This window comes from Streptomyces sp. NPDC091287, assembly GCF_044768525.1.
Classification (GTDB): domain Bacteria; phylum Actinomycetota; class Actinomycetes; order Streptomycetales; family Streptomycetaceae; genus Streptomyces.
On the sequence record NZ_JBIVUV010000016.1, the window covers coordinates 123,404 to 137,643 of the forward strand.

At 69.6% G+C, this 14,240-nt stretch carries 15 protein-coding genes and 1 tRNA gene; 11 read left to right on the forward strand and 5 right to left on the reverse strand.

Annotated elements, in window-relative coordinates; all coding sequences use genetic code 11:
* The first annotated feature begins 11 nt into the window (after nucleotides 1-11).
* The 7 genes from ACIQRW_RS26335 to ACIQRW_RS26365 all read left to right on the forward strand — a co-directional run bounded on the left by ACIQRW_RS26335 (nucleotide 12) and on the right by ACIQRW_RS26365 (nucleotide 4,975).
* Nucleotides 12-248 carry a hypothetical protein gene (locus tag ACIQRW_RS26335; RefSeq protein WP_403764594.1) on the forward strand — a complete coding sequence of 79 codons (237 nt, stop codon included), beginning with the start codon at nucleotides 12-14 and terminating at the stop codon, nucleotides 246-248.
* A gap of 181 nt (nucleotides 249-429) precedes the next feature.
* Complete coding sequence (locus tag ACIQRW_RS26340) at nucleotides 430-858, forward strand: hypothetical protein (RefSeq protein ID WP_403764596.1); 429 nt, start codon at nucleotides 430-432, stop codon at nucleotides 856-858.
* A gap of 60 nt (nucleotides 859-918) precedes the next feature.
* A complete protein-coding gene (locus tag ACIQRW_RS26345) occupies nucleotides 919-2,208 on the forward strand; it encodes a magnesium transporter (RefSeq protein WP_403764598.1) in 1,290 nt (429 codons plus the stop codon).
* The gene (locus tag ACIQRW_RS26350; RefSeq protein ID WP_403764600.1) at nucleotides 2,205-2,792 is read left to right on the forward strand and encodes a hypothetical protein; all 588 of its coding nucleotides are present in this window, start codon (nucleotides 2,205-2,207) and stop codon (nucleotides 2,790-2,792) included. The genes ACIQRW_RS26345 and ACIQRW_RS26350 overlap by 4 nt, the downstream gene beginning before the upstream one ends.
* On the forward strand, nucleotides 2,789-3,538 hold the full coding sequence (locus ACIQRW_RS26355; protein WP_403764602.1) for an ATP-binding cassette domain-containing protein: 750 nt from the start codon (nucleotides 2,789-2,791) through the stop codon (nucleotides 3,536-3,538). The genes ACIQRW_RS26350 and ACIQRW_RS26355 overlap by 4 nt, the downstream gene beginning before the upstream one ends.
* Before the next feature lie 40 nt (nucleotides 3,539-3,578).
* On the forward strand, nucleotides 3,579-4,418 hold the full coding sequence (locus tag ACIQRW_RS26360) for a class I SAM-dependent methyltransferase (protein WP_403764604.1): 840 nt from the start codon (nucleotides 3,579-3,581) through the stop codon (nucleotides 4,416-4,418).
* Between the two features lie 104 nt (nucleotides 4,419-4,522).
* Complete coding sequence (locus tag ACIQRW_RS26365; RefSeq protein ID WP_403764772.1) at nucleotides 4,523-4,975, forward strand: nuclear transport factor 2 family protein; 453 nt, start codon at nucleotides 4,523-4,525, stop codon at nucleotides 4,973-4,975.
* Nucleotides 4,976-5,153: 178 nt separating this feature from the next.
* Here the strand turns inward: ACIQRW_RS26365 and ACIQRW_RS26370 are convergent, their stop codons facing one another.
* The gene (locus ACIQRW_RS26370) at nucleotides 5,154-5,960 is read right to left on the reverse strand and encodes an SGNH/GDSL hydrolase family protein (protein WP_403764606.1); all 807 of its coding nucleotides are present in this window, start codon (nucleotides 5,958-5,960) and stop codon (nucleotides 5,154-5,156) included.
* 547 nt (nucleotides 5,961-6,507) lie between these two features.
* Here ACIQRW_RS26370 and ACIQRW_RS26375 point away from each other — a divergent pair.
* Complete coding sequence (locus ACIQRW_RS26375; RefSeq protein WP_403764608.1) at nucleotides 6,508-6,672, forward strand: hypothetical protein; 165 nt, start codon at nucleotides 6,508-6,510, stop codon at nucleotides 6,670-6,672.
* A 25-nt stretch (nucleotides 6,673-6,697) separates the two neighbouring features.
* Nucleotides 6,698-7,927, forward strand: a complete 1,230-nt coding sequence (locus ACIQRW_RS26380) for a damage-control phosphatase ARMT1 family protein (RefSeq protein WP_403764610.1) — start codon at nucleotides 6,698-6,700, stop codon at nucleotides 7,925-7,927.
* 213 nt (nucleotides 7,928-8,140) lie between these two features.
* On the opposite strand, the gene ACIQRW_RS26385 is transcribed toward ACIQRW_RS26380, so the two are convergent.
* The 3 genes from ACIQRW_RS26385 to ACIQRW_RS26395 form a co-directional block, all read right to left on the reverse strand.
* Nucleotides 8,141-8,214, reverse strand: a tRNA-Pro gene (locus tag ACIQRW_RS26385).
* Nucleotides 8,215-8,242: 28 nt separating this feature from the next.
* Complete coding sequence (locus ACIQRW_RS26390) at nucleotides 8,243-9,013, reverse strand: Pr6Pr family membrane protein (protein ID WP_403764612.1); 771 nt, start codon at nucleotides 9,011-9,013, stop codon at nucleotides 8,243-8,245.
* A gap of 204 nt (nucleotides 9,014-9,217) precedes the next feature.
* On the reverse strand, nucleotides 9,218-10,156 hold the full coding sequence (locus ACIQRW_RS26395; RefSeq protein WP_403764614.1) for a metallophosphoesterase: 939 nt from the start codon (nucleotides 10,154-10,156) through the stop codon (nucleotides 9,218-9,220).
* Nucleotides 10,157-10,255: 99 nt separating this feature from the next.
* On the opposite strand from ACIQRW_RS26395, the gene ACIQRW_RS26400 reads away from it, so the two are divergent.
* Nucleotides 10,256-10,720, forward strand: coding sequence for a GatB/YqeY domain-containing protein (locus ACIQRW_RS26400; protein WP_403764616.1), 465 nt, complete (start codon nucleotides 10,256-10,258; stop codon nucleotides 10,718-10,720).
* Nucleotides 10,721-10,846: 126 nt separating this feature from the next.
* Here the strand turns inward: ACIQRW_RS26400 and ACIQRW_RS26405 are convergent, their stop codons facing one another.
* Nucleotides 10,847-13,093, reverse strand: coding sequence for a transglycosylase domain-containing protein (locus tag ACIQRW_RS26405; RefSeq protein WP_403764618.1), 2,247 nt, complete (start codon nucleotides 13,091-13,093; stop codon nucleotides 10,847-10,849).
* 782 nt (nucleotides 13,094-13,875) lie between these two features.
* Between ACIQRW_RS26405 and ACIQRW_RS26410 the strand changes: the two genes are divergently transcribed.
* On the forward strand, nucleotides 13,876-14,226 hold the full coding sequence (locus ACIQRW_RS26410; RefSeq protein WP_003967458.1) for a WhiB family transcriptional regulator: 351 nt from the start codon (nucleotides 13,876-13,878) through the stop codon (nucleotides 14,224-14,226).
* Nucleotides 14,227-14,240: the final 14 nt, after the last annotated feature.

A 14,240-nucleotide genomic window follows, 5' to 3' on the forward strand; every position in this document is an offset into this window, starting at 1 on the left:
ATTCCGAAGGCATGGAGCCGGACGCCGAAGGCGTGGAGCCGGATGCCGAAGGCGTGGAGCCGGATGCCGAAGGCATGAAATCGAAGCCGACCTGGCGTCGCGTTTCGTCCACCGCCATTTTTATCGGGTCGCGCACCAGGACCGAAGGGAAAGCGCAGTGGTCCTTCCCCATGCGGACACATTCGGCTGTGACCGAATTCACTGGGGGGTCGAGAAGGGCGGTCGCGCGTGCCACGGCAATGGAATGACCTATTCCGGTTCTGCCGAACTCGATGGGAGACGTGGATCGATCGGACCAAGATCGGATGGTCCGGGCACTTGCCGCCCCCTAGGCTCCGCACGTCGCTGACCAGTGCTAACGTCCATCGACTTTTCGGTTTTCCGTTCGAGGGGGCCTCGGCGACCGGGAGTCGAGGGAGGGGTATTTCCGTGGTAGGTAGTCGTATGCGCAAGGCCGGTTTCGTCGCCGGAGCCGCAGCGGTTCTCATGTTCGCCACGAACACCAGCGCCTGGGCCAACTGGACTGCCAATAACTGGGTGGGAGACCAGGGCAAGATGTCCCAGCAGTGGGTCGACGAGTCGTACAACGAAATCAACTTCACCGGTTGCAGTGAGGTGTACGGCCGAAAGAGCGTCGATGTGGAGCTCTGGCAGCAGATCGACTGGGGGAACGACAAGAGGCACGACACCTCGACGTTCACCAACTGCTTCAAGGGTTCGAGCTCCAAGAGCACGGCCACGCAGTCGGGGCTGCCCAGGGACAGCTACTACTTCGAAATCGGTAACATCGGTTCGGGGTGCGTTTCCTGCGCCGTCGTCGTTGGCAAGGTCAACGTGGACACCACCAAGGCCGACTGATCCCGCCGGGCCTCCGCGTCCCGCGCGGAGGCCCGGCATTGCGCTCCATGACGAGGCCTTATGCGAATCACCACCTCTCTCCGCACGCACCCGGCCGTGCTGGCCACACCTCTCATCGGGATCTTCTTCGCCTACGTCTTCCTGACCAGCACCCGGCGCATCGGCCAGCTCATCGACCTGCCCTGGGCCGCGCAGGCGGCGTCGTACGCGCTGCACGCCCCGGTACCGATGGCGGCCGCGGCCGCGGCAGGGCTGACCGCCGTGGAAGCGACCCGGCTCAAGGCCCTGGGCACTTGGCAGTTGGGCACCGTCCAGCCCACGTGGCGCATAGCGCTGCACTCCGTCCTCGTCACCGTGGTGTGCCTCTCGACGCTCACCGCCGGCGTCATGGCGGGCGGGCTGTGGGTGGTCGGAGTCCTTCCCGATCTGTACGCGTTGCAGATCATGGGCATCGTGGTCGTGCTGATCGCCGCCCACGCGGTCATCGGGTTCGTCGTCGGCAGGCACCTGCACGCGCTGTACTCCGCGCCCCTGGTGGCGGTGGCGGTGTTCGTGGGCATCAGCTTCCCGCTGGGTACGGACAGTTACTGGGCGCACCACGTCACCGGAGCGATCGACTGGGTGGGCTTCGGTGAGGCGTACTCACCGGCCATGACGCTGGCCGCGCTCCTGCCCACGGTCTGCCTGGCGCTCGCCTGCGTCGCGCTTGCGGCCCTTCGCCGGGATCCGGTCCGCTATGTCGCCCTGTCCCTCCTCCTGGCCGTCGGCGGCCTGCTCGGCGCCTACGGCATCACGGCGGACTGGCGCTCGATGCCTCCGGCCTCCCGGGGGCTGGCCGCGGTCGTCTGCGAAGGGGAAGCGCCCGAGGTCTGCCTGCCGGAGGCCGGATCCGAGCACATCGTTGAGGTCCAGTCCGAACTCCTGCGTATGGTCGGACAGTTGGCGTCCAAGGGCGTCATCGACCGGCAACCCGACCGCATCACCGACGTCTCCGTGGCGGACGACCGGCGGACCGACACCGAGGGAGAGCGCTGGACACTCGCCCTCGCACCGGGCACCGCGGACCAGGCACTCGGGGAGAACATCGCCATCGCCGTGGTCGGAGCACCCTGCGCCGAGCCCGACTGGAACGTGCTGCACTACAACACCCTCTGGGCGGCCCGCGCGATAGGGGTCGAGAACCAGTACCTGACATGGCTGTCACGGGAGACCCAGGAGTTCGGCCAGGGCCAGACCAAGGAGCAGCTCCTGGCCGGGACGGCCGGCGTGGCCGAGCTGTCCCCGCGGGAGCAGCGGGCCTGGTACGCGGAGAAGCTCCGGTCCGCCTGTCGGCCCGGCAGCCCGGCATGATCTGGTGGCTGCGCCAACGGGGCGCTCTCGGACTGCTGCCCGGCGCGCTGCTCGCCTTCGCCGTGGGCATCGGCCTGACCAGCGGTGTGTCCGTCGTCTTCCCCTCGTTCCTGGGGCACTACGCGATGATGACGGAGCTCAGCACCTTCGTCGCCGTCCTCCCCGGCATCGCGGTGATCGCCTGCCTGGAGCGGCGGATGCCCTCGGTGGAACGCTCCGCCGTCCGGCGCGTCGGCGCGCGGGACACCGTCCTCGTGGCCGGCTTCGCGCTCCTCGTGACGGCGGTGGCCGCGGGGCTGTCCCTCGTGGGGTCGGACGCCATGCTGGTGGCCGCGCGCAACAATCTGCTCTTCTGCGGACTCGCGCTGGGGGCCTGGCCGTTGCTGGGCCACCGCGCGACGCTGGTTCCCGTCTTCTGGATGGTCCAGTCCATGTTCCTCGGCGGCCGGAGCCGTGACGACCCCTACCCCTGGGTGATCGTGACCGAGGCAGCTCATGTCACCCACGCCACCGTGGGAGCCTCCGCCGTCTTCCTGGCCGGACTTGTCTCCCTCGCCTGTTTCGCACCAAGGACCGACCGATGACCCTGCTGCTCGACCGCGTCACCTTCCGCTACCACCGCTGGGAACGCCCTGTTCTCTCCGGCTTCAGCTACGAAGTCCCCGATGAGGGCCTGACGATCCTGCTCGGCCCCAACGGAGCGGGCAAGTCGACCACGATGTCCCTCCTGGCGGGCACGGTGGAGCCCCAGGGCGGCAAGGTCCGGCTCAAGGACTCCACCCTCACCTCCGCCGCCCGCGCCTACCGCCGGCATGTGGCCTGGCTGCCGCAGAAGGTGCCGACGTCACGGCAGCTGACCGCCCGCGAGTACGTGGCGTACGTGGCCTGGCTGAAGGGCGAGAACCGTGCGGGAGCCTGGGAGCGCGCGGGGAAGGTCCTCGACCAGGTGGGCCTCGCCGAGCAGAGCGGCCAGAAGACGGCCAAGCTCTCCGGAGGCCAGCTCCGCCGGGTCGGCATCGCGTGCGCGCTGGCCCACGACGCGCGGGTGATCCTCCTCGACGAGCCCACCGCCGGACTCGACCCGCACCAGCGCACCGTCTTCCGGAACGTGCTGCGCGAGGTCGCCGACCGTATTCCGGTGTTGATGTCCACCCACGACATCGCCGACCTGGCCGACGAGGCGAACACCGTCTCCCTCATGGACCGCGGTCGTGTCCTCCACCACGGGGCGACCCCGAGCTTCCTGGACCGGGCGCGGCCCGACGCCGCTCCGGGCAGGCAGGCCGAGTCCGCGTACTCCGTCCTCATGGGCCTGGAGAGCACCGGATAACCACTCGCACGCCTCCCGGCCCGTGGGTAGCTTTCCGGACATGTACTCCCCGATTCCGGACGACTGGCACGACACCAACCGCGCGCGCTGGGACGAACGCGTGCCGATCCACGTGGCGAGCGACTACTACGAGCTGGACGCGTTCCTGGCGGGCAAGGACGTGCTGCGCGCCTTCGAGCTCGCCGAGGTCGGCGACGTCACCGGGAAGACCCTGCTGCACCTCCAGTGCCATTTCGGCCTGGACACCCTCTCCTGGGCGCGGCGCGGCGCCGCACAGGTCGTGGGCCTCGACTTCTCCGAGCCCGCCGTCGAGACCGCCCGGGGCCTGGCCAGGGCGCTGCAACTGGGCCCGGACCGGGCGTCGTTCGTGGCGGCCGACGTGTACGACGCACCGGCCGCCGTCCCCGACTCCGCGTACGACATCGTCTACACGGGCATCGGCGCGCTGGGCTGGCTGCCCGACCTCGACCGCTGGGCCGAGACCGCCGCCTCGCTGGTCGCGCCCGGCGGATTCCTCTACCTCGCGGAGTTCCATCCGCTGACCGACTCGATGGACGAGACCGGTTCGGTCGTCACCGACGACTACTTCAGCCGCGACGCCTGGGTGGACGAGACGCCGGGCACGTACGCCGACCTCGACGCGCCGACCGTGCACAACCGCAGCGTCGAGTGGCAGCACCCGGTGGGCCGGGTGGTGACGGCGCTCGTCGCGGCCGGCCTGCGGATCGAGTTCCTCCACGAGCACGACTTCTCGCTCGTCCAGAGGTTCGGCGTGCTGGAGCGCCACGTGGACGGCCACTACCGCTTCCCGCCGGACCGGCCGAGGATCCCGCTGATGTACTCGATCAAGGCGTCGCGCCCCGCCGAGCATCAGGGATGACCGGGGGCCGGAGCCGTCCCTCGGGCTTCTCCGGCCGATTGTCAGTGGTGGGGTACACACTCGTTCCCATGACCGACACGACAGGTGGAACGGCGGGCGGAGCCATGCCCGGCACGGCTTTCAGCGCTACGCCGGGTACGGCTCCCGGGACGGCGACGGCCGCGTTGCGCGGGGCGGTCGAGGCGTACTGGTCGTCGGCCGAGGCGCGCGACTGGGCCGCGTTCGGGAAGACCCTCGCCGAGGGCGTGGTGTACGAACTGCCGCAGAGCCGCGAGCGGATCCACGGCAAGGAGAGGTATCTCCGGTTCAACGAGGAGTATCCGGGCGACTGGCACGTGCGGGTCGAGCGGATCGTCGTCGACGCGGAGGGCCGGCAGGCCGCCGCCCGGACCGGGTTCACGGTGACGGGGGATCAGCCGGAGGAAGCGCCACAGGAGATGGACGCCATCCACTTCTTCACCTTCGACGAGAAGGGGCTGATCACCGGGGTGACGGACTTCTGGCCCGAGTCGTACGAGCCTCCGGCCGACCGCGAGCACCTGGTCGAGCGCTACTGAGAACGGCGGCCCACCGATCACCCGGTGAACCGCCGTCCCGTACGAGGAGTTACCCGCGGAGCCGCACTCCGGAGCCGCACTCCGAAGTCACACCGCCGAACTGCCCGGCCGAACTGCCCGGCCGAACTGCCCGGCCGAACTGCCCGGCCGAACTGCCCGGCCGAACTGCCCGGCCGAACTACACCGCCGAGCGGAAGGCGGGCAGATAGCCGCCAGACTGCCCGGCGGCCTTGGGGTGGTACGAGTTGTGGATCGGGACCGTGACGCTGTGGAGCCAGGCGTCTCCGGAGCACAGCTCGTGCCCGGTGAATTCGTCCACCACGCCGGAGAAGGTGAACCCGGCGTCGGCGGACCGCTTGGCGAGGACGTCGTTCAGCACGTCCGACGCGTTGTTGATCGCGGTCCGCTCGGCCTCGGAGAGCCCGGCGATGCAGCTGCCGGACAGCTGGTAGAAGCGCGGGTAGCCGAGAACCACGACCTGGGCCTGCGGGGCGCGGGCTCGGATGCCGTCGTAGAGCGCATCGAGGCTGCCGGGCAGGGAGCTGTTCATCTGCGAGACGGCGTTGTTCACGCTGTTGATGCAGGTGGCCTCGCTGGACAGCACGCAGTCCTGCATGACGTCGGCGAACCCGACGTCATTGCCTCCGGCGGTGACGCTGACCAGGGAGGTGGACGCGCTGAGCACGCCGAGCTGGGTGCTCGCCACGGACGAGGTGGTCGCTCCCGAACAGGCGACGAAGTCGAACGAGGCGGGGGAGTTCGCCGCCTGCCACAGATACGGGTAGGCGTTGGTGCTGCGCCGGCAGTCGCCGCTGTCGGACAGATAGCTTCCGGCGCCGACACCGGAGGAGTAGGAGTCGCCCAGCGCGACATAGCCGCCCGCGGCGGCCGAGTCGGTCGCGGAGGCCGGTCCCGCGACGCCGAGCGCGGCCACGGCGGCGAGCGCGAGACTGACGACGGATGCGCGAATTCTTCGTACTGACATGGCTGCCAGCCCTTCGAAGTGTGGGGGGGATGAGGGGATGGGAGGACGAGCTGTGGGGGACAGGCGGGGGTTGGGGGGAGCGATGCAGTTTCTAGCAGCTCGCGGTACCCGCCGGTAATGCCCGCGCGAGAAGTCGTCTGATATGCCCGAATGATCGTTCGGTGGACCGAACTCCGCGCGTAGATAAACCCTCAACTCCGTGCCGGAACCGGCAAGTTCGAGGAAATCCTGTGCGTCCAGAAGGGGTCGTCCTGGCCGCGACGCGCGGTACGGAAGGGCCCTGTCCGGGCGTCGCCGCACCGGCGATTTCATCCGGACGGGTGAGGGCGGGGCGGCCGATGGCGCCGCGCCTCAGCCTTCGGAGAGGAGAGGGAACCTGCGGTCATCGGGGCGTGGGGCGCGCGTGCCGTGCAGGGCCGGAGAACTGGCGGCTGGACGCCGCGTATCTCAGCCTCGACGCGGCGGGCGACGCGACCGGTGCCATTCCCCCCCCGGGCTCTCCGCCGACCAGGTACTGGCCACGCAGGACCGGGTCCTGCTGCGCGGCGTGGCCGGCTCCGGGGAGACCACCCTCGTACAGTGGCTGGCGGTTTCCACCACCCAGCGGAACCAGCTGCACCACTACGGCTGGGTGCCGTTCGTCCTGCCGCTGCGCACGCTCAGCAGGGGCGGCGCCATGGAGGTGGTGCGCATGCGCCACGATGCGGCGTGACCGTTCGACCGAAGGGCTTGGACACTTGAAAGACAAGACCTCCCGCGCCTCGGGCGAAGAGGCGGCCCACTCCTCCATGTCAGCCGTCGCGTCGCATGCTCCGGTCGTCCTGAGCAACGAGGTCGGTTCGTTCGCCTGGGGTGTGCTGGCCAAGCGCCACCCTGCTCTTATCCAGCAGGTGCGGGACGCTTTCCCGTACGGCCGACGCCAGCACGAGGCTCTCGACGCCTTGCTCGACGAGATCACCAATGGTGTCGTCGAACCGCTTGCCCCCGCGGAACGCGACCACGAGCGCTGGGCGGTCTCGGGGCAGGAGCACTTCGGCCGTTCCTGGTACGACGCTCCGTTCCTGTGGGCGGAGAGCTACTTCTACCGCAGGCTCCTCGGTGCGGTCGGGTACTTCGGCACCGGCCCATGGCAGGGCGTCGATCCGTTCGCGCCGTTCAAGAAGGCCGAGCTGGGAACCGACGCGGTGGAAGAGGAACTGCGCGCCCTGGACGCGCTCGCGAACGTCTCGGCCGAGGAGCGGGCCACGGCCCTGCTCCACGCCTCGCTCTGGGGCAACCGCGCGGACCTCGGCTTCCGCGTCGCGGCAGGGGGACCGGAGGTCGGAGATACCGCCGCCCCCGCGTTGGTCGCCGACGACAGCGCCCTGCTGTGGCGGCTCCTGCCCGTCGGAGCGGGAGCTACGGTCGCCGTGGTGGCGGACAACGCGGGTCGAGAGCTGATCCCCGACCTGATCCTCATCGACCACCTCCTCGAAGAGCGGCATGCCGACCGGGTCGTGCTGCACGTGAAGCCCTACCCCTACTACGTCTCCGACGCCATGACGGCCGACGTCGTCGACTGCCTACGTCGCCTCATCGAGGCGCGGGGTGAAGCGGGCAGGATCGGCGGCCGGCTGTGGAAGGCCATGGCGGCAGGAGGTCTGGAGGTCCGCACTCACCCGTTCTTCTGCGCTCCGCAGCCGTACGGGGAGATGCCCGAGGACCTTCGCGGCGAGTTCGAGAGCGCCGCGCTCACCATCCTGAAGGGCGACCTCAACTACCGTCGCCTGGTGGCCGACCGATGGTGGGCCCCCACGGCGTCCTTCGCCGATCTCACCACGTACTTCCCGGGCGCCGTCGCGGCGCTCCGGACCCTGAAGTCCGACGTCATCGTCGGCCTGGAGGAGGAAACGCTGGACGCTCTCGAACAGTCCGGGGACGCCTGGCGTACCAGTGGCACGCACGCGCTGATTCAGGTGCGGCAGTAAGGGGGGGCGGGCCGTACAACCGGTTGGTCCTCTTCTGGCGGGCCAGCCCGTAGCCCGCACCGACGAGCACATGGACGGCGCTGCGCGAACGCAAGTGTTCCCGCAGCTTCGACGGTGAAGAGACGGTCCGCGGTGGCCCAAGACATCCCCCGGAAACCACTCAGGGGCCCGACCCGCGATGCGGATCAGGCCCCTGACCTGGTCTTACAGCTGTCGGGGTGGCGGGATTTGAACCCACGACCTCTTCGTCCCGAACGAAGCGCGCTGCCAAGCTGCGCTACACCCCGATGTCCACCGGACTCCCGGCGACATCGATTACTTTAGCCCACCGGCGGCCGGAGGCGAAATCCGGTTTCTCCGGTGCCGGCACCACCCCGCCACGTTCGGCCGGAGGTGGTCCACGGTGGTGATCAGGACGCCCAGGGCGGCGAAGAGGAGGCCGAGGGCGAGGGCCTGGGTGAGGGCGCCGGAGTAGCCGTATGTGTCGACGTCGAGGAACGGGTACGGGTAGCGGGCCGGGGCGTCGGGGGAGAGCAGGGCTCCGCGGGCCAGGACGATGCCCAGGTAGGCCGCGGGGGCGGACAGCCAGAGGGGGATGTGGGCCAGGCGCAGGGTGCGGGGGGCGGTCAGCAGGAGCCAGTCCGCGGCGACGGCCGAGGGGGTCACCGTGTGGAGCAGGAGGCTCGCGGTGGTGGACCAGTCGGTCCCCGTGTCCGGACCGGCGCGGGAGGCGCTCAGCGGGGAGCCTCCGTGGTTCACCAGCACCAGGTGGTACATCAGGCCGGTGACCGCGGCGAGCAGGAGCACCCCGCCCGACAGTCTCGGCGACAGCGGTGGACCGCCCCGCCAGGACCGTACGGCCGACCATCCGAAGGCGCCCGCGACCAGGAGGTTCGCCAGGACCGTGAAGTGGATCAGCGCCGGGGACGCGTAGCCGGTCGCCAGAGCGATGACCGGGCCCGCGGCCGCTGTCCCGCACGCGGTCGCGCGCAGGGCCGTGGCCCAGGGGCGGCGGGGCGCCGCGGGGCCCGGGAGCACCTCTGCCGCCCGGGGGCGGGGGAGCAGGGTGGTCCGGGGCGGGATCATGATTCGTACCGTAAGCGGGTGGGAAGACCCCCGCGATTCGTCCGCTCGCCGTGGGTGAAGGTGAGGCGTCCCGCGTCCCGCGTCCGTCGCGCCCCGCCGTGCGTGGAGGTGAATCCGCCCCGCGTCCGCCTCGCGCTGTGGGCCCGCCTCCCTCGTTGTGGGCCCCGCCTCCCGCGCTGTGGCCCCCGCGTGCCCCGCCCTCGCTCAGGCCTTCGGCGTCAGCGTCAGCAGGGTGACCTCGGGCGGGCAGGCGAAGCGGACCGGGGTGTAGCGGTTGGTGCCGCAGCCCGCGGAGACGTGGAGGTAGGCGCGCCGGTCGCCGACCGTGTGGCTGGACAGGCCCTTGACCCGGTCGGTGTCCAGGTCGCAGTTGGTGACCAGCGCCCCGTAGAACGGGATGCACAGCTGTCCGCCGTGCGTGTGGCCCGCCAGGATCAGGGGGTAGCCGTCGGCCGTGAAGGCGTCCAGGGAGCGCAGGTACGGGGCGTGGACCACGCCGATGGAGAGGTCGGCGCCGCTCGTGGGGCCGCCCTGGACCTCGGCGTAACGGTCCCGCTTGATGTGCGGGTCGTCCAGACCGGTGAACGCCAGCTCCAGGCCGTCGAGCTTGAGCCGGCCCCGCGTGTTCGACAGGTTCAGCCAGCCCGCCTCGTCGAAGGCGTCACGCATCGGCTCCCACGGGTTGTGGACGACGCCGACCGCGGGGGCGTTGCCGTTGAGGCCGTGCTTGCCGCGGGCCTTCTCCAGGAGGTAGCGCGCGGGGTTGCGGAGCTTGGGGCCGTAGTAGTCGTTGGAGCCGAAGACGTACACCCCCGGGAACTCCATCAGCGGGCCGAGCGCGTCGAGCACCTCGGGCACGGCCTCCGGGTCGGAGAGGTTGTCGCCGGTGTTCACGACGAAGTCGGGGCGCAGGCCGGCGAGCGACTGGAGCCAGGCGCGCTTCTTGCCCTGACCGCTCACCATGTGGATGTCGGAGACCTGGAGCACGCGCAACGGGCGCGCCCCGTGCGGGAGTACGGGAACGGTGACCCGTCGCACGCGGAACGAGCGGGCCTCGAACCCGGCGGCGTAGGCGAGCCCGGCGGCGCCGACCGCCGCGCCGACTGCCGTGACTTTCAGGGGTACTCCGTAGCGTGCGCGCATGTGCCCATCGTCGCAGAAGCGGAACCGTGAGCGGAAAACCGGTGGGGTGGCCGGAAAACCGGTGGGCGGCCCCGGCCCCGTACCTGTCACAATCGCGGCATGACCACGCTCAAGTCCAAGCTCAAGGAAGACCTCCACACGGCCATGAAGGCGCGTGACGAGCTGACCTCGTCCACCCTTCGGCTCACCCTCACCGCGATCACCAAGGAAGAGGTCAGCGGCACGTCGGCGCGCGAGCTCTCCGACGACGAGGTGCAGAAGGTGATCGCCAAGGAGGCGAAGAAGCGCCGCGAGGCGGCCGAGGCCTTCGCCCAGGGCGGCCGGACCGAGCAGGCCGAGCGGGAGAAGGCGGAGGGTGAGCTGCTCGACGGCTACCTGCCCAAGCAGCTCTCCGACGACGAGCTGAACGCGATCGTGGCGTCCGCCGTCGAGGAGGCGAAGGCCGCCGGGGCCGAGGGGCCGCGTGCGATGGGCGCCGTCATGAAGATCGTCAACCCGAAGGTCGCCGGGCTCGCCGAGGGCGGCCGGGTCGCCGCCGCGGTGAAGAAGCTCCTCGCCGGCTGAGGCACGCGGAGAAGACGGAGAAGACGGAGAAGACGGAGAAAAGGGTGGGCGCCCCGGTCCTGGACCGGGGCGCCCACCCTTTTCCGCTAGCTGTACGGGTGCAGGACGTAGGGGTACGAATACGGGTCAGGGGCCGTTCTGGCCTCGCCCGCCGCCACCGCCCGGTCCGCCGATCACGCCGTCCGGGAGTTCGATGCCGGGGAACCGGTTGCCGTCGTCGCCGGGCTTGGCGTCGTCGCGGTCCTCGTTGTCGCGGTCGCGGTCCTGGTCGCCCTTCTCCTTGTCCTTTTCCTTCTTCTCCTTGCCCCGGGGGACGGCGACCGGGTTGAACCCGGGAGTCTCCGCCGCGTCCAGGGCTCCGGTCATCGCGATGCGCCAGATCGGACCGGGCAGGCAGCCGCCGCAGACCTTGTCGTAGTACTGGCCGCCGATGGTGACACCGAACATCGAGCTCTTCTCGCCGACGTCGTCACCGACCCACACCGCGGTGGAGAGGTTCGGCGTGTACCCGACGAACCAGGCGTCCTTGCGGTCGTTGGTCGTGCCGGTCTTGCCCGCGTTGTCCCGGTCGCTGAGTCCGGCCTGCGTACCGGTGCCGTCCTCCACGACGCCCTTGAGCATCTGGTTGATCGTGTCCGCGGTCTTCTCGCTCATCGCCCGCGAGCAGGACGTCTTCGGCACGGAGATCTTCTTGCCCTGCGGGTCCTTGATGGACTCGATGGCGATCGGCGTGCAGTAGGTGCCCCGGTTGGCGAACGCGGCGTAGGCGCCGGCCATGGAGAGCGGGGTGCTGACCTCGCCGCCGAGGGTGATCGAGGGGTACTCGCCGACCTTCTTGCCGTCGCCGCGTTCGTAGCCGACCTTCTTGGCCATCTCCACGGTCTCGCAGAGGCCGGCCTTCTGCTCCAGCAGCGCGAAGTAGGTGTTGATGGACTTGCCGAGCGCGCTCGTCATGTCCCAGGTGCCCTTTTCGGACTCCAGCTCGTTCTGCAGGGCCCAGTCCGCGTAACCGGCCGGGGAGCCGGTGCAGTTCCGGAAGTCCCGCTCCTTGAGCGTCATCTTCCAGTCCGTCGAGAACGTCGTCGCCGGGCTGATGCCCTTCTCCAGCGCCGCGGCCGCGGTGAACGGCTTGAACGTCGAGCCGACCTGGAAGCCGTACGTGCTGCCGCCCATCTTGTTGCTGACGGCGAGGTTCAGCACGGTCTCGTTCTGCTTCTGGTCCAGGCCGTACGGGCGGGACTGGCCCATGGAGAGGATCTTGCCGCTGCCCGGCTGGACCTGCACCACGGACGCCGCGAACTTGTCGTCCTTGTTGACCTTCGCGGTGGCGGCCTCGTTGGCGGCCTTCTGGGCGCGCGGGTCCAGGGTGGTCCGGATGGTCAGACCGCCGAGGTTCCAGAGCTTGGCCCGGTCCTCGTCTGTCTTGCCGAAGGCGGGGTCGGTGAGGATCGTCTTGCGGACGTAGTCGCAGAAGAAGCCGGAGCCGCTGACGGCGGTGATGCAGCCGTTCTTCGGCCGGGAGACGTTCAGCTTGATGGGCGTCTCCATGGCCTTGTCGGCCTCGGCCTGCGAGATGGCCTTGACCGCGGCCATCCGCGTCAGGACGATGTTGCGGCGCTTGGTCGCCTCCTCCGCGTCGTTGACCGGGTCGTAGCGGCTCGGCGACTGCACGAGGCCGGCGAGCAGCGCGGCCTCCTCGAGCTTCAGGTCCTTGGCGTGCTTGGAGAAGTAGCGCTGGGAGGCGGCCTCGACGCCGTACGCCTGCTGTCCGAAGAACGTGATGTTGAGGTAGTTCTCCAGGATCTTCTTCTTGCCGAGCTCCTCCTCGACCTGGATCGCGTACTTCAGCTCGCGGACCTTGCGGCCGAGCGTCTGCTGCGTGGCCTCGGCGACCTTCTCCGGGTCGTCGCCCGCCTCCTCGACGAAGACGTTCTTCACGTACTGCTGGGTGAGGGTCGACGCGCCCTGCGCCGCCCCGCCCGCCTGCACGTTGCGGTTCATCGCGCGGAGGATGCCCTTGAGGTCGACCGCGCCGTGCTCGTAGAAGCGGGAGTCCTCGATCGCGATGATCGCGGCCTGCATGTGCGGCGAGATGTCCTTGAGCGGGACGACCGTGCGGTCACGGGAGTACACCGTGGCGATGGTGCCGCCGTCGCGGTCCTGGATCGTGGTCCGCTGACTGAGCGGTGGAGTCTTGAGGTTGGAGGGGATCTCGTCGAATCCTTCGACCGTCCCCTTGGCGGCGAGCCCCAGCGCTCCGGCTGCGGGCAGCGCGATGCCTGCCAGGACAGCTCCGGAGAGCGCGGCGACACCGAGGAACTTGGCGGCCTGCTGGGTCGTGGTGAGACCCCCGCCCGAGCGCTTCTTTGGCATAGGGGGCAGCCTAATCCGTAGTGACGAACGTGTCGCAGGAGCAGGGGCCTCTCGGAGCGTTCGGGTACCGGACCGTGACATCCGAACGGTCAACCGTGACGTCCGGACGGGCCAACCGTGACGTCCGGACGGGTCAACCGTGACGTCCGGACGGGCCGGCTGTGACGTCCGGACGGGTCAACCGTGACGTCCGGACGGGCCGGCTGTGACAGCCGAACGAGCCGGCTGTGACAGCCGGACGGACCGGCCCTGGCGTCCGAACAGGCCGGGCGCCTGTCTTACGGGGCCTGCCGCTGCCTTCCCGCGAGCGCGTGCCTGGCGTCGCGGCACGGGCGCGCGGACGCGGAGCGCCTGCGTTCTCATTCGCCGGACAGACGGAGAGGCCTTGGCCTAAGCTGCTCTCAACTGTCACAGCAGACCGGTTCCGTATCAAGCCCCCTGCAATCCCATGCGCATCTTCTGGTCATTCTTCGCCCGGCGGATGAGCAACCGCATTGTTCCTCACGTAGCCATCGAGGCGCTCCCGAAATCGCCCCGTATGTCGCGAGAAGTCCCTTGTAACTTGAGTGCACTGTCCCCTTTTCGCGGAGATAGTCGCGCATGTCCTCGGCTCACTCCCCTGGGTGATCTGCCGCATACGCATAGTCCGTTCGGACCATTCAAGATTGGGCCCGAAGGGGGTGTTGTGCTGTCCCCACCTTCCGTAACGTCCTCAACTGGCAGCGGTGAATATGCCGCTACCGCCGTGGGGGAGCCTCGATTCGGGAGAGGACGGCGCCGGCATGGGCTGGGTAACCGACTGGAGTGCGCAGGCAGCCTGCCGCACTACCGATCCGGATGAACTGTTCGTACAAGGGGCAGCGCAGAACAGGGCCAAGGCGGTGTGCACCGGATGTCCGGTGCGGACCGAGTGCCTGGCCGATGCGCTCGACAATCGCGTCGAATTCGGCGTGTGGGGTGGAATGACGGAGCGGGAGCGCCGCGCACTGCTGCGGCGCCGGCCCACCGTCACGTCCTGGCGCCGACTGCTGGAGACCGCGCGCAGCGAGTACGAGCGGTCCACCGGTGTTCTGCCCGGAGTCATCGGGCTGGAGGACGAGGAGCTGCACGAGACGTACGCGGCCGTCGGGTAGGCGTCGGCACCGCT